We start from the raw sequence: 22,991 nt of genomic DNA, 5'->3' as shown, positions 1-22,991 counted from the left end.
AGCGAAAGCGAGTCTTAATAGGGCGTCTAGTCGCTGGGAATAGACCCGAAACCGGGCGATCTATCCATGGGCAGGTTGAAGGTTGGGTAACACTAACTGGAGGACCGAACCGACTACCGTTGAAAAGTTAGCGGATGACCTGTGGATCGGAGTGAAAGGCTAATCAAGCTCGGAGATAGCTGGTTCTCCTCGAAAGCTATTTAGGTAGCGCCTCATGTATCACTGTAGGGGGTAGAGCACTGTTTCGGCTAGGGGGTCATCCCGACTTACCAAACCGATGCAAACTCCGAATACCTACAAGTGCCGAGCATGGGAGACACACGGCGGGTGCTAACGTCCGTCGTGAAAAGGGAAACAACCCAGACCGTCAGCTAAGGTCCCAAAGTTATGGTTAAGTGGGAAACGATGTGGGAAGGCTTAGACAGCTAGGAGGTTGGCTTAGAAGCAGCCACCCTTTAAAGAAAGCGTAATAGCTCACTAGTCGAGTCGGCCTGCGCGGAAGATGTAACGGGGCTCAAACCATACACCGAAGCTACGGGTATCACGTAAGTGATGCGGTAGAGGAGCGTTCTGTAAGCCTGTGAAGGTGAGTTGAGAAGCTTGCTGGAGGTATCAGAAGTGCGAATGCTGACATGAGTAACGACAATGGGTGTGAAAAACACCCACGCCGAAAGACCAAGGTTTCCTGCGCAACGTTAATCGACGCAGGGTTAGTCGGTCCCTAAGGCGAGGCTGAAAAGCGTAGTCGATGGAAAACAGGTTAATATTCCTGTACTTCTGGTTATTGCGATGGAGGGACGGAGAAGGCTAGGCCAGCTTGGCGTTGGTTGTCCAAGTTTAAGGTGGTAGGCTGGAATCTTAGGTAAATCCGGGATTCTAAGGCCGAGAGCTGATGACGAGTCGTCTTTTAGACGACGAAGTGGTTGATGCCATGCTTCCAAGAAAAGCTTCTAAGCTTCAGGTAACCAGGAACCGTACCCCAAACCGACACAGGTGGTTGGGTAGAGAATACCAAGGCGCTTGAGAGAACTCGGGTGAAGGAACTAGGCAAAATGGCACCGTAACTTCGGGAGAAGGTGCGCCGGTGAGGGTGAAGGACTTGCTCCGTAAGCTCATGCCGGTCGAAGATACCAGGCCGCTGCGACTGTTTATTAAAAACACAGCACTCTGCAAACACGAAAGTGGACGTATAGGGTGTGACGCCTGCCCGGTGCCGGAAGGTTAATTGATGGGGTTAGCTAACGCGAAGCTCTTGATCGAAGCCCCGGTAAACGGCGGCCGTAACTATAACGGTCCTAAGGTAGCGAAATTCCTTGTCGGGTAAGTTCCGACCTGCACGAATGGCGTAACGATGGCGGCGCTGTCTCCACCCGAGACTCAGTGAAATTGAAATCGCTGTGAAGATGCAGTGTATCCGCGGCTAGACGGAAAGACCCCGTGAACCTTTACTATAGCTTTGCACTGGACTTTGAATTTGCTTGTGTAGGATAGGTGGGAGGCTTTGAAGCGTGGACGCCAGTCTGCGTGGAGCCATCCTTGAAATACCACCCTGGCAACTTTGAGGTTCTAACTCAGGTCCGTTATCCGGATCGAGGACAGTGTATGGTGGGTAGTTTGACTGGGGCGGTCTCCTCCTAAAGAGTAACGGAGGAGTACGAAGGTGCGCTCAGACCGGTCGGAAATCGGTCGTAGAGTATAAAGGCAAAAGCGCGCTTGACTGCGAGACAGACACGTCGAGCAGGTACGAAAGTAGGTCTTAGTGATCCGGTGGTTCTGTATGGAAGGGCCATCGCTCAACGGATAAAAGGTACTCCGGGGATAACAGGCTGATACCGCCCAAGAGTTCATATCGACGGCGGTGTTTGGCACCTCGATGTCGGCTCATCACATCCTGGGGCTGAAGCCGGTCCCAAGGGTATGGCTGTTCGCCATTTAAAGTGGTACGCGAGCTGGGTTTAGAACGTCGTGAGACAGTTCGGTCCCTATCTGCCGTGGACGTTTGAGATTTGAGAGGGGCTGCTCCTAGTACGAGAGGACCGGAGTGGACGAACCTCTGGTGTTCCGGTTGTCACGCCAGTGGCATTGCCGGGTAGCTATGTTCGGAATAGATAACCGCTGAAAGCATCTAAGCGGGAAACTAGCCTCAAGATGAGATCTCACTGGAACCTTGAGTTCCCTGAAGGGCCGTCGAAGACTACGACGTTGATAGGTTGGGTGTGTAAGCGCTGTGAGGCGTTGAGCTAACCAATACTAATTGCCCGTGAGGCTTGACCATATAACACCCAAGCAATTTGCGACTCGAAAGAGAACAGATTGCGGTGTGTGAAGACGAAATGAACCGAAAGTTCGACGCTTGCAAACACCAAATTCTATTACATACCCAATTTGCTGAAGCGAGGCCGTCTGGCCACGACTCAGTACCCGAATTTCTTGACGACCATAGAGCATTGGAACCACCTGATCCCATCCCGAACTCAGCAGTGAAACGATGCATCGCCGATGGTAGTGTGGGGTTTCCCCATGTGAGAGTAGGTCATCGTCAAGATTAAATTCCAGAACCCCTGTTTGCTAACGCAGACAGGGGTTTTGTTTTGGGCGGTCGAAAAGTGTCTGGACGCTCATCGCAGTGGTCTTCGGTGCTAAAGTCCATGCCTCGATTTTTGCTTTTCCAAGGAAACCGTTATGCCGGGTGCGACGTCCCTCAGCGCTGGATTCATGGTGGTTCACGGTAACCGCCTGGACGAGTTGCGCAGCCTGGTAGTCAGCTGGATGCGTCGTTATCCCCTGGCGCCATTGGAAAATGAAATCGCTCTGGTCCAAAGCAACGGCATCGCCCAATGGCTCAAGCTAGCCTTGGCCGAAGATCCGCAAGAGGATGATATGGGTGGCTGCGGCATTGCAGCGGCAATCGATGTGCAACTGCCCGGCAGCTTCATGTGGCAGCTCTATCGCATGGTATTAGGGCGTGACGAAATTCCCCCAAAGTCTCTCCTTGATAAGGCCCCACTGACCTGGCGGCTTATGCGTCTGCTACCGGAGCTTATCGACCAACCTCACTTCGAGCCGCTGCAACGCTTCCTGACCCACGACAGCGACCTGCGCAAACGCTACCAGCTCGCTGAGCGCCTGGCCGACTTGTTCGACCAATACCAGGTGTATCGCGCCGATTGGCTGGAGGACTGGGCAGCAGGCCGTCATCAGTTACGCAACGGGCGCGGCGAAGCCAAACCGCTTAACCCCGCCAACTGCTGGCAGGCTGAGTTATGGCGCGCCTTGCTGCTCGACGTAGGGGCGCAGGGTATGGCCCAGAGTCGCGCGGGCGTTCACCAGCGCTTTATCGAACGTATCAACACACTTGAGCAAGCGCCTCCTGGCCTACCTTCCCGAGTGATTGTTTTTGGCATTTCATCACTGCCCGCCCAAGCGCTCGAAGCCCTGGCGGGCCTGGCCCGTTTCAGCCAAGTGTTGCTGTGTGTGCACAACCCTTGCCGCCATCATTGGTCGGACATCGTGGCCGACAAAGACCTGCTGCGTAACGAATACAAGCGCCAGGCACGCAAAGCGGGCATGCCGGTCACCATCGATCCACAAACGTTGCACCAACACGCCCACCCGCTGCTCGCCGCCTGGGGCAAGCAGGGCCGCGACTACATCAGCCTATTGGACAGTTACGACGACCCCAACAGCTACCGCGCCGCCTTCCGTGATGGTCGTATCGACCTGTTCAGCGACAACCAGCCCACCACGCTGCTCAACCAGCTTCAGGACGATATTCTCGAACTGCGCCCACTCGATGAAACCCGTGAATGCTGGCCTGCGGTCGACCTGCAGCGCGACTCGTCCATTCGCTTTCACATCGCCCACAGCGCCCAACGCGAAGTAGAGATTCTCCACGACCAATTGCTCCAGCGCTTCAGCGCCGACCCCACATTGCGTCCTCGGGACATCATCGTCATGGTCCCCGATGTCGACAGCTATGCACCGCACATTCGCGCAGTTTTCGGCCAACTGGAGCGAAATGACCCACGTTTCATTCCGTTCACCCTGACAGACCAGGGCCAGCGCGGCCGCGACCCGCTGCTGATTGCTGTCGAACACCTGCTCAAACTCCCCGACAGCCGCTTCCCTGTCAGCGAAATTCTCGACTTGCTGGACGTTCCCGCCCTGCGCGAACGTTTCGCCATCCATGAGCGCGACCTGCCGACGCTGCACCGCTGGATTGAAGGCGCCGGCATCCGCTGGGGGCTCAATGCCGAACAGCGTGCCGGCCTGGGGCTACCCACGGAACTGGAACAGAACAGCTGGCGTTTCGGCCTGCGGCGCATGCTGCTGGGTTACGCCGTCGGCACCGGTGTCGCATGCGATGGCATTGAGCCCTACGACGAGATCGGTGGGCTTGATGCCGCACTGATTGGCCCGCTGGTCGCCTTGCTCGACGCGTTAAACGACGCGCATCACGCCCTGTCACAACCAGCGCCTCCACAGGCGTGGGGCGAACGCCTGCAACGCTTGATGCAGCTGTTTTTCCTGGCCAGCAGCGAACACGATGACTACCTGTTGGGCCAACTCGAACAGTTAAGGGAGACCTGGCTGGAGACCTGTGAATCCGTAGGCCTGCAAGACGAGTTACCGCTGACGGTGGTCCGCGAGGCCTGGTTAGCCGGGCTTGACCAGGGCCGCCTGTCCCAGCGTTTCCTGGCGGGAGCGGTCAACTTTTGCACCCTGATGCCCATGCGTGCGATCCCGTTCAAGCTGGTCTGCCTGCTCGGCATGAACGACGGCGACTACCCACGCGCCCAACCCCCGCTGGACTTCGACCTGATGGGCAGCGACTACCGTCCCGGCGACCGCTCTCGCCGTGAAGATGATCGCTACCTGCTGCTCGAAGCCCTGCTTTCCGCGCGCGACCAGCTGTATATCAGTTGGGTCGGCCGCAGTATCCGTGACAACAGCGATCGTCCGGCCTCGGTGCTGATCGGCCAGTTGCGCGACCATCTCGCCAGCGGCTGGCATAACGCCCAAAGCGACCGCCCCCTGATCGAAGCGATGACCCAGGAGCACCCGCTCCAGCCTTTCAGCGCCCGCTACTTCCATGAAGGCGAGCCGCTGTTCAGTTACGCCCGCGAATGGCAGCTGCTGCACCAAGCCCCCGCCACAATGGAGCACGAGCCTGCGTTGATGCCGCACCACCAGGAAGAGCCCCTGAGCCTCGGCCAGTTGCAGGATTTCCTGCGCAACCCGGTAAAACATTTCTTCAGCCAACGTCTGAAAGTGTTCTTTGAAGCCGCCCAAGTGCCGCTGGCCGACGAAGAACCTTTCGTCCTTGATGCGCTGCAACGCTACAACCTCAGCGACAGTCTGCTGAACGCGGCGCTGACGCGGCCCGATCAGTTCGATCAGGCCCTCAACGCCCAAGCCTTGCGCCTGCAAGGCAGTGGCCTGCTGCCTATGGTCGGTTTCGGCGAATGCCTGCGTAACGAGCTGATCGAGCCGTTGCCGGATCTGCTGCAGCGCTACCAGCAACTCCTGGCGCTCTGGCCAACCCCGCATACCGGCGCGGAACCTGTCAGTTTTGAATATCAGGGCATCCAACTCGAAGGCTGGATCAGCGGCCTGCATCGCCGCAGTGATGGCGGATTGCTAAGCGTTACCACCATCCCTAACAGCATCGGCTCGATCAAGACGCGCAAGTGGCACCGCCTGATTCGCCCTTGGGTCAATCACGTGGTCGCCTGTGCCTGCGGCGTGCCGTTGAGTACCGGTTTGGTGGCGAGTGACGACACCCTGCTGCTGGCCCCCCTGGACACATCCACCGCTCAAAGCATCCTCGGTGACTTGCTGCTCGCCTGGCACACCGGCATGAGCCAACCGCTGCCCGTCGCCGTCAAAACCGCCTTTGCCTGGCTCGGCCAAACCGATCCTGCCAAAGCCCAGGCCGCTGCCTGCAAAGCCTACGAGGGCGACGGTATGACCACCGACGGCGAACGCCGCGAAACGCCCGCGCTCACCCGCCAGTTCCCCGACTACGCCGCGCTGGTTGCCAGCGAAGAATTCGAAGGCTGGTGCGAAACCCTGTATCGCCCGCTGATCAACGCCCCCTGGCGTTCACTGTCCAGCGAAGGGGCCGACGCATGAATGGCAAACCCTTGGCCTTGGCCTTCCCGCTCAAAGGCAGCCAGCTGATTGAAGCCAGCGCTGGCACCGGCAAGACCTTTACCATTTCGGCGTTGTACTTGCGCCTGGTCCTCGGCAACGGCGGTGATGAGTCCGGCTTCGGCCGCGAACTGTTACCACCGCAAATCCTGGTGGTGACCTTCACCGACGCCGCCACCAAGGAATTGCGTGAACGTATCCGTATCCGCCTGGCGGAAGCCGCGCGCTTCTTCCGGGGTGAAATCGAGCAGCCCGACGCCTTGATCGCCGACCTGCGCGGCCAATACCCCGAGGAACAGTGGCCCGCCTGCGCCAATCGACTGGACATTGCCGCGCAATGGATGGACGAGGCCGCGGTCTCGACGATCCACAGTTGGTGCCAGCGCATGCTGCGCGAACACGCGTTCGACAGCGGCAGCCTGTTTACCCAGACCCTGGAAACCGATCACAGCGACCTGCTCGGTGAAGTGTTGCGCGACTACTGGCGCCTGTTCTGCTACCCGATGCACGACGATGCGCTCAATTGGGTGCGCAACAACTGGGGCGGCCCGGCCGCGTTGATGCCACGGGTGCGTGCGTTGTTCGGCAGCGAGCGGCCCGCCGATGACAGCCGCGAGCCGGCTGAAATGATCACCGCCTGCCTGCAAGAGCGCCGCGAGGCCTTGGCCAGCATCAAGGCACCTTGGCAGCAATGGGCCGCAGAGCTGCGTGATCTCTGTCTGCAAGCTGTTGCGGCCAAGGCGGTCGACGGTCGCAAAATGCAGGCCCGTTACTTCGAGCCCTGGTTTGAAAAAATCAGTGCCTGGGCCGCTGACGAAACCCTGGAGCAACTGGACATCGGCACCGGTTTCACGCGGTTGACCCCTGAAGGCATGGCCGAAGCCTGGAAAGGCGAGCCGCCACAGCATCCCGGCATCGATGCCATGGCCGGTCTCAAAGCCGCCCTCGACGCCCTGCCAACCCCGGACGCTGCGGTGTTGCAACACGCCGCCGCCTGGGTGGGCAAGCGCTTTGAGGAAGAGAAGCGGCGCCGCGCTGAAATGGGTTTCGACGACATGCTGATCCGCCTCAACGCCGCGCTTCAGGCCGACGGCGGCGAGCGCCTTGCCAGCGTGATCCGCGAGCAATTCCCGGTGGCCTTGATCGATGAATTCCAGGACACGGACCCGGTGCAGTACAGCATCTTCGACAGCATTTACCGCATCGAAGAAAACCACCTGGACAGCGGCCTGTTCCTGATCGGCGACCCCAAACAGGCGATCTACGCTTTCCGCGGCGCGGATATTTACACCTACCTGCGTGCCCGGCAATCTACCACCGGTCGTCATCACACCTTGGGCACCAACTTCCGCTCCAGCCATGCGATGGTCGAGGCGGTGAACCATGTGTTCCAGCGCGCGGAAACAGGCCGAGGCGCATTCCTGTTCCGTGAACCCGACGGCCATAACCCGGTGCCGTTTCACCCGGTGCTGTCCCAAGGCCGTAGAGAACAGCTGCAGGTCGACGGCCAAACGCTAGCGGCGATGCACCTTTGGCACCTGCCTGCTGACCAGCCGGTTTCCAACGCGGTGTATCGCCAGCAACTGGCCGCTGCCTGCGCCACGCAGATCGTCGCGTTGCTCAATGGTGGACAGCAAGGCGTTGCTGGCTTTGTTAAAGACAGCAGCTTCAAAGGCGTGCTGCCGTCAGACATCGCCATCCTCGTGCGAGATGGCAAGGAAGCCCAGGCCGTGCGCGCCGAACTGGCGGCGCGGGGCGTGCGCAGTGTGTACCTGTCGGATAAGGACTCGGTCTTCGCCGCCCAGGAGGCCCATGATCTGCTGGCCTGGCTCAAGGCCTGCGCCGAGCCGGACGTGGAGCGCCCGCTGCGCGCAGCCCTGGCCTGTGTCACTTTGAACCTCTCACTGGCGGAACTGGAGCGTCTGAACCAGGACGAACTGGCGTGGGAAAGCCGCGTGATGCAGTTTCGTGGCTACCGCTCGATCTGGCGCACCCAAGGCGTGCTGCCGATGCTGCGCCGCCTGCTGCATGACTTCCAGCTGCCGCAAACCCTGATCGCCCGCAGCGACGGCGAGCGTGTGCTGACCAACCTGCTGCACCTGAGCGAACTGCTGCAACAGGCCGCCTCGGAACTGGACGGCGAACAGGCGTTGATTCGCCATCTTGCCGAGCACTTGGCGATGTCGGGTCAGGCCGGCGAAGAGCAGATCCTGCGCCTGGAAAGTGACGAGCAACTGGTCAAGGTGGTGACGATCCACAAATCCAAGGGCCTCGAATACGATCTGGTGTTCCTGCCCTTCATCTGTTCGGCCAAACCCGTGGACGGCACTCGCTTGCCGCTGCATTACCACGACGAGCAGGGCAAATCCCAGGTGAGCCTGCGGCCCACCGCTGAGTTGATCGCCCAGGCTGACGATGAGCGCCTGGCTGAAGACCTGCGCTTGCTCTATGTCGCCCTGACCCGCGCCAAGCACGCCTGCTGGTTGGGCATCGCCGACCTCAAGCGCGGCAACAGCAGCAGCTCGGTGCTGCACCTCTCGGCGCTGGGCTATTTGCTTGGCGCCGGTGCGCCGCTGGGTGAATCCGCCGGCCTGGCACGCTGGTTGATGGATCTGCTGCAAGGTTGCCCTGCAATCAGCTATGCCCATGTGCCGCCAGCGCAAGACATGATGTTTCATCCGCCGCGCAATGAAGCCACCTTGCTGGCTCCGCTGTTGCCCAAACGCAAGGCCGCGGAGAACTGGTGGATCGCTTCCTACAGCGCCTTGCGCATTGGCGACAGCATGAGCGCCGCGAATCTCGAAGCGCCTGAAAGCCCACAGGCCCAGAAACTGTTCGATGACGAACGCCTTGATCCCGACGCACCAAGGGAAGTGGCGGCGTCGGGCGGTGACATTCATCGATTCCCACGCGGTCCGAATCCAGGGACCTTCCTTCACGGTTTGCTGGAGTGGGCCGGTGAAGAAGGTTTCAACCTGAGCCCCGAGGCCATCGAAAACGCTGTCGGAGCCCGTTGCAACCGCCGCAATTGGGAAGGCTGGATCGTCACCCTCAGCGCTTGGCTTGGTCACCTGTTGCGAACGCCACTGCCGCTGTATGACGGTCGGGTCAGCCTCAGCACCCTGCAGCAGTATCAGATCGAAATGGAATTCTGGTTCGCCAGCCATAAGGTCGACGTGTTGGCCCTCGACAAACTGGTGTGCCAGTACACCCACAACGGCGTTTCCCGTGTGGCGGCCGAACCGGTGCTGCTCAACGGCATGTTCAAGGGCTTTATCGACCTGACATTCGAGCACGACGGCCGCTATTACGTGGCTGACTACAAATCCAACTGGCTCGGCCCCGACGATTCGGCCTACACCCTGGATGCCATGGAACAATCGATCCTCGAGCATCGGTATGACCTGCAATACGTGCTTTACCTGCTGGCCCTGCATCGTCAGCTCAAGGCGCGCCTGCCCGATTACGACTATGAACGCCACATCGGCGGTGCCCTCTACCTGTTTCTGCGCGGCACGCAATCGGTGAGCCAGGGCGCGTATTTCACCCGGCCGCCGCGAGAGCTGATCGAAGGGCTGGACCTGTTGTTCCAGGGCAAGCCTATCCCGCCCAAAGCCGAACCCGCCTGGGAACAAGGAGTGCTGCTATGAGCCTGTCGCCGCTACTGCTGGAGGAACTCACGCCCCTCAGTCGCGCCGCCGACCTGGTGCACCTGCTGGAGCGTTGGGTTGACCGTGGCTGGCTGCGGGCCCTGGACAAAGCGTTCGTCGGCTTTCTGCATGAGCTTGACCCAGAGGCCGACCCCCTGGTGCTGCTGGCGGCGGCATTGACCAGCCACCAACTGGGCCACGGCCATGTGTGCCTCGACCTGTTCGAAACCCTCAAGGCGCCGGACTTTGCCTTGTCGTTGCCGCCCGAAGGTGACCTGCAAACCGGTGCGATGCTGTTGCCGTCGCAATTGCTCGACGGTCTGGACGGCGCCCACTGGTGCCATACGCTGGCCTCCAGCCGCTTGGTCGCGCTGGCGGTCGATGGCAGTGAGTCGGCCCAAAGCCGTCCGTTGGTGCTGTCCGGAAAACGTCTCTATCTGCGCCGCTATTGGGCGTACGAACGGCGCATCGACAGTGCACTGCGCCTGCGTCTGGCCAGCCACGAAACCGTCGCTGCCGATTTGCCGCGGCGCCTCAATGGTTTGTTCGATCAACCGGCGCCCGATGGCGTGATCGACTGGCAAAAACTCGCCTGCGCCCTGGCCACCCGAGGCGCGTTCAGCATCGTCACAGGCGGCCCCGGCACCGGCAAGACCACCACCGTGGTTCGCCTGCTCGCGCTGTTGCAGGCGCCGGCCGTGGAAGGCGGCAATCCGTTGCGTATCCGCCTGGCCGCGCCCACCGGTAAAGCCGCCGCACGTCTTACCGAGTCGATCAGCCAGCAAGTGTTGTCGTTGAAAGTGCCCGACACGGTGCGCGAAAAAATCCCGACCCAGGTCACCACGGTCCACCGCTTGCTGGGCAGTCGTCCGGGCACTCGGCACTTTCGTCATCACGTCGGCAACCCCTTACCACTGGATGTGCTGGTGGTGGACGAAGCATCGATGATCGACCTGGAAATGATGGCCAACCTGCTCGACGCCTTGCCGCCACATGCTCGCCTGGTGCTGCTGGGGGACAAGGACCAGCTTGCCTCGGTAGAGGCGGGCGCGGTGCTCGGCGATTTGTGCCGCGATGCCGAGGCCGGTTGGTACAGCCCGGCCACGCGCCAATGGCTGCAAGCGGTCAGCGGCGAAGACCTCGGCAACAGCGGCTTGCAGGAGGACCTCGACGGCAGCCATCCCCTGGCCCAGCAGGTGGTGATGCTGCGCTACTCGCGGCGTTTCGGCGAGGGCAGCGGCATTGGCCAGTTGGCGCGCTGGGTGAACCAGCAGAACGCTGAAGAAGCGCGCAAGCTGCTGGCTGCGCGCAGTCATGACGACTTGTTCTGCCTCAGCCTCAAGGGCGAGCACGATCCTGCGCTTGAGCGCCTGGTGCTGGATGGGCAGGGCGGGGAGGCCCAAGGCTATCGCTATTACCTGAACCTGCTGCAGTCGGCGCGTCCTGCACTGGACACCCCGCGTGACGATCACGCCTGGACCGATTGGGCGCAACAACTGCTGCAGGCCTTTGACGCGTTCCAACTGCTCTGCGCGGTACGCAAAGGCCCGTGGGGAGTCGAAGGATTGAACCTGCGCATCACCGCCGCCTTGCGCAAGGTGCGGCTGATCGAGGGCGATGAGCAATGGTATGAAGGCCGTCCGGTATTGATGACCCGTAACGACTACGGCCTGGGCTTGATGAACGGTGACATCGGCATCGCCTTGAAGCTGCCCGAAAGCGATGGCGGCCCCCAGGTGCTGCGCGTGGCCTTCCCGCGAAACGACGGCCAGGGCGGCGTGCGCTTTGTGCTGCCCAGCCGGCTCAACGATGTGGAAACGGTTTACGCCATGACCGTGCACAAATCCCAGGGTTCGGAGTTCACGCATACCGCGCTGATCCTGCCTGACGCGTTGAACCCGGTTCTGACCAAAGAACTTATCTACACCGGTATCACGCGTGCCAAACGCTGGTTCAGCCTGATCGAGCCGCGTGCCGGTGTCTTTGAGGAAGCCGTACGGCGCAGGGTCAAGCGCTTGAGCGGGCTGATGCTTGAGCTGGACGCCACGCCCGAATAAAACTGACTGAACGGTCATGTAATATTTCTGATTCGGTTGTCAGACTTTTCTGAAAAAATAGGCGGTCCCGTGAAAGGCTCGCTTCGTGGGGGCTTCCGCCGCTGTGCTATCGTTGCGGCATCACTTTGAAATTTCTTGAGAGAATCGCTGCATGAACGTGGCTGTCTCGCTCACCGAGCGTAGTTTGAGCTGGAGGCGCCTGTTACAGGTGGTGGTGCTATGCCTGCTCGCTCCGCTGGCGTGGGCGCAGACCCCTAGCCCGGCAGAGCAGCGCGCCCAGGCGGTCACCCAGGTCGTGCTCGGTATCCTCAGCTATGCCCGTTGGCCGGTGGAGCCCGCGCAACTGCGCTTGTGCATCGTCGGGCCCACCCAGTACACCGACGACCTGATCAAGGGCACCACCCAGGCGACCGGCCGTCCGGTAGTCGTGCGCCGCCTGCTGGCGAACAACCCCGATATCGTCGGTGCCTGCGACGCCATTTACATCGGCAAACTCAGCGCTGACGAACGCACCGCGTTGTTTACCTCATTGATGGGGCATCCGGTGCTCAGCATCAGCGAAGGCGGTGACCATTGCACCGTGGGTAGCTTGTTCTGCCTGCGGGTGAGCGATGCGCAAGTATCGTTCGAGGTGAACCTGGATTCCGTCGCCCGCAGTGGCGTGCGCATTCACCCCAGCGTGCTGCAACTGTCGCGCCGTCGAGCGCCAGCGCCATGAGGCCGGCTAAAGCTCGACCGACCCTGCGCTCGGTCATCGGCCGAGGGCACATGATCCTGGCCCTGGTAGCGGTGACCTTGGCCAGCGTGTCCCTGACCCTGCTCGGCGTACTGGCGCTGCGGGTGTATGCCGAACATAACCTGCACTTGATCGCACGCTCGATCAATTACACCGTGGAAGCGGCAGTGGTGTTCAACGACAGTGCCGCTGCCACTGAAGCCCTTAGCCTGATTGCTTCTACCGAAGAGGTCGCCCAGGCCGAAGTTTTTGACGCAAGCGGCAAACTGCTGGCGCAATGGGTGCGGCCGAACACCGGCATGTTGTCACGGGTTGAACTGGAGCTGGCGCATGCCTTGCTCGAACAACCCATCAGCCAGCCGATCCTTCATCAGGGCAACCCCGTCGGCAGCATCCACCTGACCGGTCATGGCGGCAGCCTGTTGCGCTTCTTGCTCAGCGGCCTGGCGGGCATTGTGATATGCACCGCGCTCAGCGCCTGGATAGCCCTGCACCTGGCACGGCGTCTGTTGAGGGGGATCACCGGGCCGCTGCAAAGTCTTGCCGCCGTGGCTCACGCCGCCCGCAGCGAGCGTGACTTCGACCGCCGCGTGCCGCCTGCACAGATCGCCGAACTCGACAGCCTGGGCAGCGACTTCAACGCCTTGCTTGGCGAGATGGAAGCCTGGCAGAGCCACCTGCAAAGTGAAAACGAAACCCTTGCCCACCAGGCCAGTCACGACAGCCTCACCGGGCTGCCCAATCGTGCGTTCTTCGAAGGCCGCTTGATTCGTGCCCTGCGCAGCGCCGCCAAGGCCAACGAGCGGGTGGCGGTGCTGTTTCTCGACAGTGATCGGTTCAAAGACATCAACGACAACTTCGGCCACGCCGCCGGCGATGCCGTACTGATGGCCGTTGCCGAGCGGGTACGTGCGCAATTGCGCGAAGATGACCTAGTGGCCCGCCTGGGCGGCGACGAATTTGCCGTCCTGCTCGCGCCGCTGCATAAACCCGAAGATGCGCAGCGCATCGCCGACAAGATCATTGCCAGCATGGACAAGCCAATCCCACTGCCTGGCAACACCCTGGTATCGACCTCCCTCAGTATCGGCATCGCCGTTTACCCCGAGCATGGCGCCACGCCCGGCGCCCTGCTCAATGCCGCCGACGCGGCGATGTACCAGGCCAAACGGCTGTCCTCGGGCAGCCAGCAAACGGCGGAATTGGAACCCTCCGTCGTCAATGTTCAACACAGGAGTTAATCCCTTGTTTTCTAACGCACGCGTCCTCTTCGTCACCTTACTTGTCGCCTGCCTGGCCCTCAGTGGTTGCCAGACCCCACCGCCCAAAGGCCTGACCCCGGCGCAAGTGGCCGTGCTCAAACAGCAGGGCTTTGAGCTGACGGACGACGGCTGGGCCTTCGGCCTGTCGGGCAAAGTGCTGTTTGGCAGTGACGTCGAAACCCTCAACAAGCCCAGCACCGAGATCGTCGAACGCATCGGCAAAGCCTTGGTGGGCGCGGGCATCGAACGCGTGCGCGTCGAAGGCCACACCGACGCGTCGGGCAAAGAACTCTACAACCAATCCCTGTCCCTGCGCCGCGCCAAAAGCGTGGGCAAGGTGTTGAGCAGCGTGGGCATGAAAGAAGAAAACATCCAACTGCGCGGCCTGGGCAGCAGCGAGCCGGTGGCGTCGAATACAACCACGGCGGGCCGCACCGAGAACCGGCGCGTGTCGATTGTAGTGATTGCCGACTGAGGTATTTTTCGCCTTTCCCAATCTGAAATGCATTCCAAATGTGGGAGGGGGCTTGCCCCCGATAGCGGTGTGTCAGCCAATAGATTTGGTAACTGGCACGCCGCCATCAGGGGCAAGCCCCCTCCCACATTCACCTCACGCGGCGCCTTCAATCGGCAAACCGCATCTCCCGCGTCTGCCCCATCAACAAGCCCTGGTTCTGCTCGGTCACTTCGCGGATGTAATCCCACAACAACGTAATCCGCTTCAACTTGCGCAAGTCCTCCCGGCAGTACATCCAGAACTGCCGCGTAATCGCTATCTGCTCCCCCAGCACCGGCAGCAAGCGCGGGTCCTGCGCCGCCAGGAAGCACGGCAATATCGCCATCGACCGTCCCTGCTGCACCGCGACGTACTGTGCAATCACACTGGTGCTGCGCAGGCTGGCGCTGGCACCGGGTACGACGTTCGCCAGGTACAGCAGCTCCGAGCTGAACGCCAGGTCATCCACATAGCTGATAAACGGATGCTCGGCCAAATCCGCCGGGCGTTGGATGGGCGCGTGCTGGTCCAGATAATCCTGGGTCGCGTACAGCTGCAGCTTGTAGTCGCACAGTTTGCAGCACACATAGGGCCCGTGCTCCGGGCGTTCCAGGGCGATGACGATGTCGGCTTCGCGCTTGGACAGGCTGATGAAGTGCGGCAGCGGCAGGATGTCGACCGAGATCGCCGGGTAAGTATCGACAAAGTGACTCAACTGCGGGGTGACGAAAAAACTGCCGAAGCCTTCGGTGCAGCCCATGCGCACGTGCCCCGACAGCGCCACGCCGGAGCCGGAGACCTGCTCGCACGCCATGTGCAAGGTGCTTTCGATGGATTCGGCATAGCCCAGTAAACGCTGGCCTTCGGTGGTGAGTACAAAACCGTTGGTCCGGGATTTTTCGAACAGCAGGGTGCCGAGCGACACTTCCAGTGAACTGATGCGCCGCGACACGGTGGTGTAGTCCACTGCCAGGCGCTTGGCGGCCACGCTGGCCTTGCGGGTGCGGGCCACTTCGAGGAAAAACTTCAGGTCATCCCAATTCAGGGAGCCCAGGGATGTGATGTTTTTTTGCATATTGGACCGGCTTTTATGTGCGTTCTTATTAGAGATTTGCACATCTATACTCCAAAAACAGTCCGAACGCCTCATCCTCAAGGCGATTCAACGCCTTGGTTCTCTGCATAATTATAAAAGTTGGAGACCCCATGAACGCATCTGCCGATATTTCCGTTAAACAGGTCAAGTTGTTGATCAACGGTGAATGGGTCGAGTCCAAGACCTCCCAGTGGCAAGACATCGTCAACCCCGCCACCCAGCAAGTGCTGGCCAAAGTCCCGTTCGCCACGGCCGACGAAGTCAACGCCGCCATCGACGCCGCCCATCAAGCCTTCCAAACCTGGAAACTCACCCCGATCGGCGCGCGCATGCGCATCATGCTCAAGCTGCAAGCCTTGATTCGCGAGCACTCCAAGCGCATCGCCGTGGTACTCAGCGCCGAGCAGGGCAAGACCATTGCCGACGCCGAGGGCGATATTTTCCGTGGTCTTGAAGTGGTGGAACACGCCTGTTCCATCGGCACCCTGCAAATGGGCGAGTTCGCCGAGAACGTCGCCGGTGGCGTGGACACCTACACCCTGCGCCAACCCATCGGCGTCTGCGCCGGCATCACCCCGTTCAACTTCCCTGCGATGATTCCACTGTGGATGTTCCCGATGGCCATCGCCTGCGGTAACACCTTCGTACTCAAGCCGTCCGAGCAAGACCCATTGTCCACCCTGCTGCTGGTGGAGCTGGCGCTGGAAGCCGGCGTGCCACCGGGTGTGCTCAACGTGGTGCACGGCGGCAAGGAGGTGGTGGATGCGCTGTGCACCCACAAGGACATCAAGGCGGTGTCGTTCGTGGGCTCCACCGCTGTGGGCACGCACGTCTACGACCTGGCCGGCAAGCACGGCAAGCGTGTGCAGTCGATGATGGGCGCCAAGAACCATGCGGTGGTGCTGCCGGACGCCAACCGCGAGCACACCCTCAATGCCCTGGTCGGTGCCGGTTTCGGCGCGGCGGGCCAGCGCTGCATGGCCACCTCGGTGGTGGTGCTGGTGGGCGCGGCCAAGCAGTGGCTGCCGGATCTCAAGGCGCTGGCGCAGAAACTCAAGGTGAACGCCGGCAGCGAAGCGGGCACCGATGTCGGCCCGGTGATTTCCAAACGTGCCAAGGCGCGCATCCTGGAACTGATCGAAAGCGGCGTGAAAGAAGGCGCGAAGCTGGAGCTGGACGGCCGTGACATCAAGGTGCCGGGTTTCGAACAAGGCAACTTCGTCGGCCCGACGCTGTTCTCGGGCGTGACCACCGATATGCAGATCTACACCCAGGAAATCTTCGGCCCGGTACTGGTGGTGCTGGAAGTCGACACCCTTGATCAAGCCATTGCGCTGGTCAACGCCAACCCGTTTGGCAACGGCACCGGCCTGTTCACCCAGAGCGGGGCGGCGGCGCGTAAATTCCAGAGCGAAATCGATGTGGGCCAGGTGGGCATCAACATTCCGATCCCGGTGCCGGTGCCGTTCTTCAGCTTCACCGGTTCGCGTGGTTCCAAGCTCGGCGACCTTGGGCCGTACGGCAAGCAAGTGGTGCAGTTCTACACCCAGACCAAAACCGTCACCAGCCGCTGGTTCGATGACGACACGGTCAACGATGGCGTCAACACCACCATCAACCTGCGCTGAGTCCGGGAGGCAACCATGAACATTGCATTTATCGGCCTGGGCAACATGGGCGCGCCCATGGCCCGCAACCTGATCAAGGCCGGGCACGCGCTGAACCTGTTCGACCTGAACCAGACCGTGCTCAAGGAGCTGGCCGAATTGGGCGGGCGCATCAGCGCCTCACCGCGTGACGCGGCCCAAGGCGCTGAGCTGGTGATCACCATGCTACCGGCCGCCGCGCATGTGCGCAGCGTGTGGCTGAACGAAGACGGTGTGCTCGCCGGCATCGGCGAAGGCATCCCGGCCGTGGATTGCAGCACCATCGACCCGCAGACCGCCCGCGATGTCGCGGCCGCTGCGGCCAGGCAAGGCGTGGTGATGGCCGACGCGCCGGTCTCCGGCGGCACCGGCGGGGCGCAAGCCGGGACGCTGACCTTCATGGTCGGCGCCACGCCCGAACTGTTCGCCACCTTGCAACCGGTGCTGGCGCAGATGGGCCGCAATATCGTGCACTGCGGCGATGTCGGCACCGGGCAGATCGCCAAGATCTGCAACAACCTGCTGCTGGGCATCAGCATGGTCGGCGTCAGTGAAGCCATGGCCCTGGGCGATGCGTTGGGGATCGATACAAAGGTGCTGGCCGGAATCATCAACAGCTCCACCGGGCGCTGCTGGAGTTCGGACACCTACAACCCATGGCCGGGCGTGATTGAAACCGCGCCGTCGTCGCGTGGCTATACCGGTGGTTTTGGCGCCGACCTGATGCTCAAGGACCTTGGGCTGGCCACTGAAGCGGCGCGCCAGGCACACCAACCGGTGGTGCTTGGTGCAGTGGCGCAGCAGTTGTACCAGTCTATGAGCCAGCGTGGGGAAGGGGGCAAGGACTTCTCGGCGATCATCAACAGCTATCGCAAGCCCAAATAAACACTGTGGCGAGGGAGAGCTTGCTCCCTCGCCATAACCTGTTGCTCAAGCAAACACAAAATATTTGCGCACCGTCTCCACCACTTCCCACGTGCCCTTCATCCCCGGTTCCACCACAAAGATATCCCCAGCCCGCAGATGGATCGGCGCCATGCCTTCGGGTGTGATCACGCAGTAGCCTTCCTGAAAATGGCAGTACTCCCACTTCACGTATTCCACGTACCACTTGCCCGGCGTGCAGATCCAGGTGCCCATGATCTTGCTGCCGTCTTCGCTGGTGTAGGCGTTGAGGTTGACGGTATGCGGATCGCCTTCGAGTTTTTCCCATTTGCAGGCATCCAGGACCGGCAAGGGGTGGGTATCGCGCAGAACAGTGATCGGCTGGGACATGATGACTCCGAGGCAAGGAAACAGAAGTCGAACCCTATAGCGCCGAGCTGATTATCAGTGGTCTGAACTCGACATCCGGATGCCCAGAAACGCAGCAGAACGCAATCCCCCAGACCCAATGCAATCAAATGTGGGAGGGGGCTTGCCCCCGATAGCGGTGTGTCAGTCACTGGTTTATTAACTGAACCACCGCCATCGGGAGCAAGCCCCCTCCCACATAGGCCATCAGGCGAAATTTTCGAGCGTGAATAAGCTATATCCTCGCAGTAAGTGCGAAAGATTTCCCGCTTCACGGCAGAATTCGCAAGAAAATTCACAGCTGGCCCTCGTATCATTCACTCCAGTGACAGCCGAGAGCCTTGAAATGAACCCAATAAAAACGTGGTGGGACATCAGCCCGCCCTTGAGCGCGGCGACCCCGACCTGGCCGGGCGATACGCCGTTCCAGGAAGAGCGCGTGTGGCAGTTTGGCCCCGAGTGCCCGGTGAATGTGGGGCGCGTGACCCTGTCGCCGCACACCGGTGCCCATGTGGACGCACCGCTGCATTACAGCGCCGACGGCGCACCGATTGGCGAGGTGTCGCTGGACGTGTACATGGGCCCGTGCCGGGTGCTGCACTGCCTGGGCAGTGGCGCCCTGGTGCAGCCGCATCAACTGCAAGGGCGTGTGGATAACCTGCCCGAGCGTGTGCTGCTGCGCACTTATCCACAAGCGCCACTGACGCACTGGGACTCGAACTTCACCGCCATCGCGCCGCAAACCATCGAACTGCTGGCCGGCCTCGGTGTTCGGTTGATCGGTATCGATACGCCGTCCCTGGACCCGCAACAGTCCAAGACCATGGATTCGCACAACGCCGTGGCGCGCCATGGCATGGCGATCCTCGAAGGCATCGTGCTCGACGACGTACCGGAGGGCGACTATGAACTGATCGCGCTGCCGCTGCGTTTTGCCAACCTGGATGCCAGCCCGGTCCGCGCAATCCTGCGCCCGCTTTTGGAGCCTTCGCGATGAGCCAATGTCCTTTCTCTTCAGAATATAAGCCTGCCGACGGCCAGCCCCCGGAAGAATGGCACAACGCTGAGCTGAATTTTTCCGAGTCCATGAGCTACGGCGACTACCTGGACCTGGGCAAAGTCCTCAGCGCCCAGCACCCGCTGTCGCCGGACCACAACGAAATGCTGTTCATCATCCAGCACCAGACTTCGGAGCTGTGGATGAAGCTGATGCTGCACGAACTCAAGGCCGCCCGTGAACACGTGCGCCTGGGCGAGTTGCCGCCAGCCTTCAAGATGCTGGCGCGGGTCTCCAGGATCTTCGACCAACTGGTGCACGCCTGGGCGGTGCTGGCGACCATGACACCGTCGGAGTACACGGCGATCCGCCCGTTTCTCGGGCAGTCGTCGGGGTTCCAGTCGTTCCAGTACCGTGAGATTGAATTCATCCTCGGCAACAAAAGCCCGGCGTTGCTGCGGCCCCATGCGCATCGCCCGGAGTTGTTGCAGCAGCTGCAGGTGGCGATTGCCACGCCGTCGCTGTATGACGAGGCGATCAACCTGATGCTCAAGGCAGGCCTGGCGATCGATCCCAAGCGCGCCGAACGCGACCCGACGGCCGCCACGGTGCACGATGATTCCGTAGAGGCGGCCTGGCGCGAGGTGTATCGCGACCCGAGCCGGTACTGGGATTTGTATCAACTGGCCGAGAAGTTTATCGACCTGGAGGATTCGTTCCGCCAGTGGCGCTTCCGGCATGTGACCACGGTGGAGCGCATTATCGGCTTCCAACCGGGCACTGGTGGCACCGAAGGCGTGGGCTATTTGCGCAAGATGCTCGACACGGTGCTGTTCCCCGAACTGTGGCGAGTACGCTCAACGCTCTAAACAAAAAGCCCCGGATCACCGGGGCTTTTTCATGTGTGCAATGCAATCAACTGTGGGAGGGAGCTTGCTCCCGATAGCAGTGGGTCAGTAAACACTTCAATGACTGACACACCGCCATCGGGGGCAAGCCCCCTCCCACAGGGTTACTGCGCTGTTACGAGTTTCGTGTTTCGGACCCGCAACCGGTAGGCAACATAGATAACCCCCACCCACACCGGCATCGCATACACCGACTCGCGGATCCCCGGGATCGCCAGCATCACGCTGACGATCATCAGCATGAACGCCAGGCACAGGTAATTGCTGAACGGGAACCAGAAGGTCTTGAACGATGGCGTCACGCCTTGCTCGCCCATGGCCTTGCGGAACTTGATGTGGGTGATGCTGATCAGCGCCCAGTTGATCATCAGCGAGGCAACCACCAGTGCGAACAGCAGCTCAAGTGCACTCTGCGGCGCGACGTAGTTGACCACCACGCACAGCAGGGTCACTGCCGCCGAAATCGCCAGCGCCCGCAGCGGCACGCCTTGCTTGTTGAGCTTCATCAGCGCCTTGGGCGCGTCGCCTTGCTCGGCCAGGCCGAACAGCATGCGGCTGTTGCAGTACACGCCGCTGTTGTACACCGACAGCGCCGCGGTCAGCACCACGAAGTTGAGGATGTGCGCCGCCGTGTCGTTGCCGATCAGCGAGAAGATCTGCACGAACGGGCTGCCACTGTAGGCATCGCCCGACGCGCCGAGGGTTTGCAGCAGTTGATCCCACGGGTACAGCGACAGCAGCACGGTGAGGGCGCCGACGTAGAAGATCAGGATGCGGTAAACCACCTGGTTGATCGCCTTCGGGATCACCTTGCGCGGTTCGCTGGCCTCGGCGGCGGTGATGCCCACCAGCTCCAGGCCACCGAACGAGAACATGATGAACGCCATCGACATCAGCAGCCCCATGCCGCCGTTCGGGAAGAAACCGCCGTGGCTCCACAGGTTGCTGACCGACGCCTGCGGGCCGCCGGTACCGCTGAACAGCAGGTAGCAGCCGAGCACGATCATGCCGACGATCGCCACCACTTTGATGATCGCAAACCAGAATTCGGCTTCACCGAAGAACTTCACGTTCAAAGTGTTGATCAGGTTCACCGCGACGAAGAACACCAGCGCACTGACCCAGGTCGGGATTTCCGGCCACCAGAACTGGATGTACTTGCCAACGGCCGTCAGTTCGGCCATGCCCACCAGCACGTAGAGCACCCAGTAGTTCCAGCCCGCGAGAAAGCCTGCGTAGCCGCCCCAGTATTTATGCGCGAAGTGGCTGAAGGAACCGGCCACCGGCTCTTCGACGATCATTTCGCCGAGCTGACGCATGATCAGGAAGGCGATGAAGCCGGCAATCGCGTAGCCCAGGATCATCGACGGTCCCGCCGACTTGAGCACCCCGGCCGAGCCGAGGAACAATCCCGTACCGATCGCTCCTCCCAAAGCGATCAGTTGAATATGCCGGTTCTTCAGGCCACGTTTGAGGCCCACCGGGTTAACCATGTCATCCGCCATTAACGTTCCCTTCTACTTGTTTTTCTTAAGGGTGAGTGCAGGCCGCATCAGCCCCTCAGAAGTGCTGAGGGTCAGATATTACTCTGCGTAAACTTTTCGTAATACAGTTGAACGCTATCAAGTGCCTGATCCTTCAGCCATTGTTGGATCGATTCGACCATCGGCGGGGGGCCACAAACGTACATATCCGCCGATCTGTCCCGCAGTTCGGCCAGGTCGAAATGCTCGGTGAGGTAGCCGCGCTTGCCCGTCCACTGCGCCGAGGCGTCGCTGAGCACTTCGGTGTAGCGAAAATCGGCGATCTTCGACGCGTAGCCGCTGATGCGTGCGGCTTCGCACAGGTCCTGCTCGGTGCGTACGCCATAGTAAAGGTGCACGGGCTGATCGCAGCCGCTGGCGGCCAGCTCATCGAGCATGCCCAGCAACGCCGACAACCCGGTGCCGCCGGCGACGAGCACCAGCGGCTGGGTGACGTGCCGCAGGTAGAAAGCCCCCAGCGGCGCCTCCACTACCACCTCATCCCCCACCTGGCAGCGCTCGCGCAGGTAGTTGCTCATCACCCCGTCGGGCAACAGGCGCACCAGAAACTGCAGTTGGTTGCCCGGCAGGTTGGCGAAGGAATAGGAACGCCAACGGTCGGTGCCCGGCACGGACAGCCGCGCATACTGGCCCGGCAGGAAATCCAGCGGCGCCTCCACCTGCACTTGCAGGATCGCGGTACTGGCCGACACCAATTGCACTTCGCTCACCGTGCCGCGCACGTGCACCGGCCCCGGCGCGTTGCACAGGCTCGAATCAAAATCGAAGTAGAAGGTTGCGTCGGACTTCACTCGCGTCTGGCAACTGAGCATTTTGCGCTGTTGCAGGTCGAGGCTCGACAGCGCTTCCTCATCGACATAGTCCTGGCTGTAATCGCCGGATTCGCAGCGCCCCTGGCAGGTGCCGCACACGCCTTCGCGGCAGTCCAGCGGGATCTTGATGCCGTTGCGCAAGGCCGCGTCCAGCAGGATTTCATGGGCGCCCACCGGGAAGAACAGGGTCTTGCCGTCGGCAAAACTGAAGGCCACTTTGTGATTCATCTATACGACTCCGTATACCTGTGGCGAGGGAGCAAGCTCGCGCTGGAGTGCGCAGCGCTCCCAAGCATTTGGGGCCGCTGCGCTGCCCAGAGGGAGCAAGCTCCCTCGCCACA

The 22,991-nt window shown here is 61.1% G+C and carries 14 protein-coding genes and 2 rRNA genes (1 of these 16 running past the window's edge); 12 read left to right on the top strand and 4 right to left on the bottom strand.

Annotated features, from left to right (window positions below; all coding sequences use genetic code 11):
* The 8 genes from SC318_RS22355 to SC318_RS22320 form a co-directional block, all read left to right on the top strand.
* Positions 1-2,275, top strand: a 23S ribosomal RNA gene (locus SC318_RS22355); it begins 617 nt to the left of the window's first position.
* A gap of 154 nt (positions 2,276-2,429) precedes the next feature.
* A 5S ribosomal RNA gene (gene rrf, locus SC318_RS22350) occupies positions 2,430-2,545 on the top strand.
* 137 nt (positions 2,546-2,682) lie between these two features.
* Positions 2,683-6,135, top strand: coding sequence for an exodeoxyribonuclease V subunit gamma (gene recC / locus SC318_RS22345; RefSeq protein ID WP_320428498.1), 3,453 nt, complete (start codon positions 2,683-2,685; stop codon positions 6,133-6,135).
* Complete coding sequence (gene recB, locus SC318_RS22340) at positions 6,132-9,803, top strand: exodeoxyribonuclease V subunit beta (protein WP_320428497.1); 3,672 nt, start codon at positions 6,132-6,134, stop codon at positions 9,801-9,803. Before recC ends, recB begins: the two co-directional genes overlap by 4 nt.
* The gene (gene recD / locus SC318_RS22335) at positions 9,800-11,860 is read left to right on the top strand and encodes an exodeoxyribonuclease V subunit alpha (RefSeq protein WP_320428496.1); all 2,061 of its coding nucleotides are present in this window, start codon (positions 9,800-9,802) and stop codon (positions 11,858-11,860) included. The genes recB and recD overlap by 4 nt, the downstream gene beginning before the upstream one ends.
* 151 nt (positions 11,861-12,011) lie before the next feature.
* A complete protein-coding gene (locus tag SC318_RS22330; RefSeq protein WP_320428495.1) occupies positions 12,012-12,578 on the top strand; it encodes a regulatory sequestration protein YfiR in 567 nt (188 codons plus the stop codon).
* Positions 12,575-13,837 carry a diguanylate cyclase DgcN/YfiN gene (locus SC318_RS22325; RefSeq protein ID WP_320428494.1) on the top strand — a complete coding sequence of 421 codons (1,263 nt, stop codon included), beginning with the start codon at positions 12,575-12,577 and terminating at the stop codon, positions 13,835-13,837. The genes SC318_RS22330 and SC318_RS22325 overlap by 4 nt, the downstream gene beginning before the upstream one ends.
* A 4-nt stretch (positions 13,838-13,841) precedes the next feature.
* Complete coding sequence (locus SC318_RS22320) at positions 13,842-14,333, top strand: outer membrane lipoprotein YfiB (protein WP_320428493.1); 492 nt, start codon at positions 13,842-13,844, stop codon at positions 14,331-14,333.
* Between the two features lie 148 nt (positions 14,334-14,481).
* Here the strand turns inward: SC318_RS22320 and SC318_RS22315 are convergent, their stop codons facing one another.
* Positions 14,482-15,429, bottom strand: coding sequence for a LysR family transcriptional regulator (locus SC318_RS22315; protein ID WP_320428492.1), 948 nt, complete (start codon positions 15,427-15,429; stop codon positions 14,482-14,484).
* A 131-nt stretch (positions 15,430-15,560) separates the two neighbouring features.
* Between SC318_RS22315 and SC318_RS22310 the strand changes: the two genes are divergently transcribed.
* Entirely contained in the window at positions 15,561-17,078 is a 1,518-nt protein-coding gene (locus SC318_RS22310) for a CoA-acylating methylmalonate-semialdehyde dehydrogenase (RefSeq protein ID WP_320428491.1), read from the top strand.
* A gap of 15 nt (positions 17,079-17,093) precedes the next feature.
* Positions 17,094-17,981: a 3-hydroxyisobutyrate dehydrogenase gene (gene mmsB / locus SC318_RS22305; RefSeq protein WP_320428490.1), complete on the top strand. Its 888-nt coding sequence runs from the start codon at positions 17,094-17,096 to the stop codon at positions 17,979-17,981.
* Between the two features lie 45 nt (positions 17,982-18,026).
* Here mmsB and SC318_RS22300 read toward each other — a convergent pair whose 3' ends face one another.
* Positions 18,027-18,371: a cupin domain-containing protein gene (locus tag SC318_RS22300; RefSeq protein ID WP_124388198.1), complete on the bottom strand. Its 345-nt coding sequence runs from the start codon at positions 18,369-18,371 to the stop codon at positions 18,027-18,029.
* Positions 18,372-18,735: 364 nt separating this feature from the next.
* Here SC318_RS22300 and kynB point away from each other — a divergent pair, with 364 nt between their 5' ends.
* Together kynB and kynA are read left to right on the top strand one after the other, a co-directional pair.
* Entirely contained in the window at positions 18,736-19,386 is a 651-nt protein-coding gene (kynB, locus tag SC318_RS22295; protein WP_320428489.1) for an arylformamidase, read from the top strand.
* Positions 19,383-20,255: a tryptophan 2,3-dioxygenase gene (kynA, locus tag SC318_RS22290; RefSeq protein WP_320428488.1), complete on the top strand. Its 873-nt coding sequence runs from the start codon at positions 19,383-19,385 to the stop codon at positions 20,253-20,255. The genes kynB and kynA overlap by 4 nt, the downstream gene beginning before the upstream one ends.
* A gap of 143 nt (positions 20,256-20,398) precedes the next feature.
* On the opposite strand, the gene SC318_RS22285 is transcribed toward kynA, so the two are convergent.
* Positions 20,399-21,799, bottom strand: coding sequence for an amino acid permease (locus SC318_RS22285; protein ID WP_320428487.1), 1,401 nt, complete (start codon positions 21,797-21,799; stop codon positions 20,399-20,401).
* A 71-nt stretch (positions 21,800-21,870) separates the two neighbouring features.
* A complete protein-coding gene (antC, locus tag SC318_RS22280) occupies positions 21,871-22,878 on the bottom strand; it encodes an anthranilate 1,2-dioxygenase electron transfer component AntC (protein WP_320428486.1) in 1,008 nt (335 codons plus the stop codon).
* Positions 22,879-22,991: the final 113 nt, after the last annotated feature.

The organism is Pseudomonas sp. MUP55, from assembly GCF_034043515.1.
GTDB lineage: Bacteria > Pseudomonadota > Gammaproteobacteria > Pseudomonadales > Pseudomonadaceae > Aquipseudomonas.
Note: the sequence above shows the minus strand (reverse complement) of the source record. Positions and strands in the feature narration are given on the sequence as shown.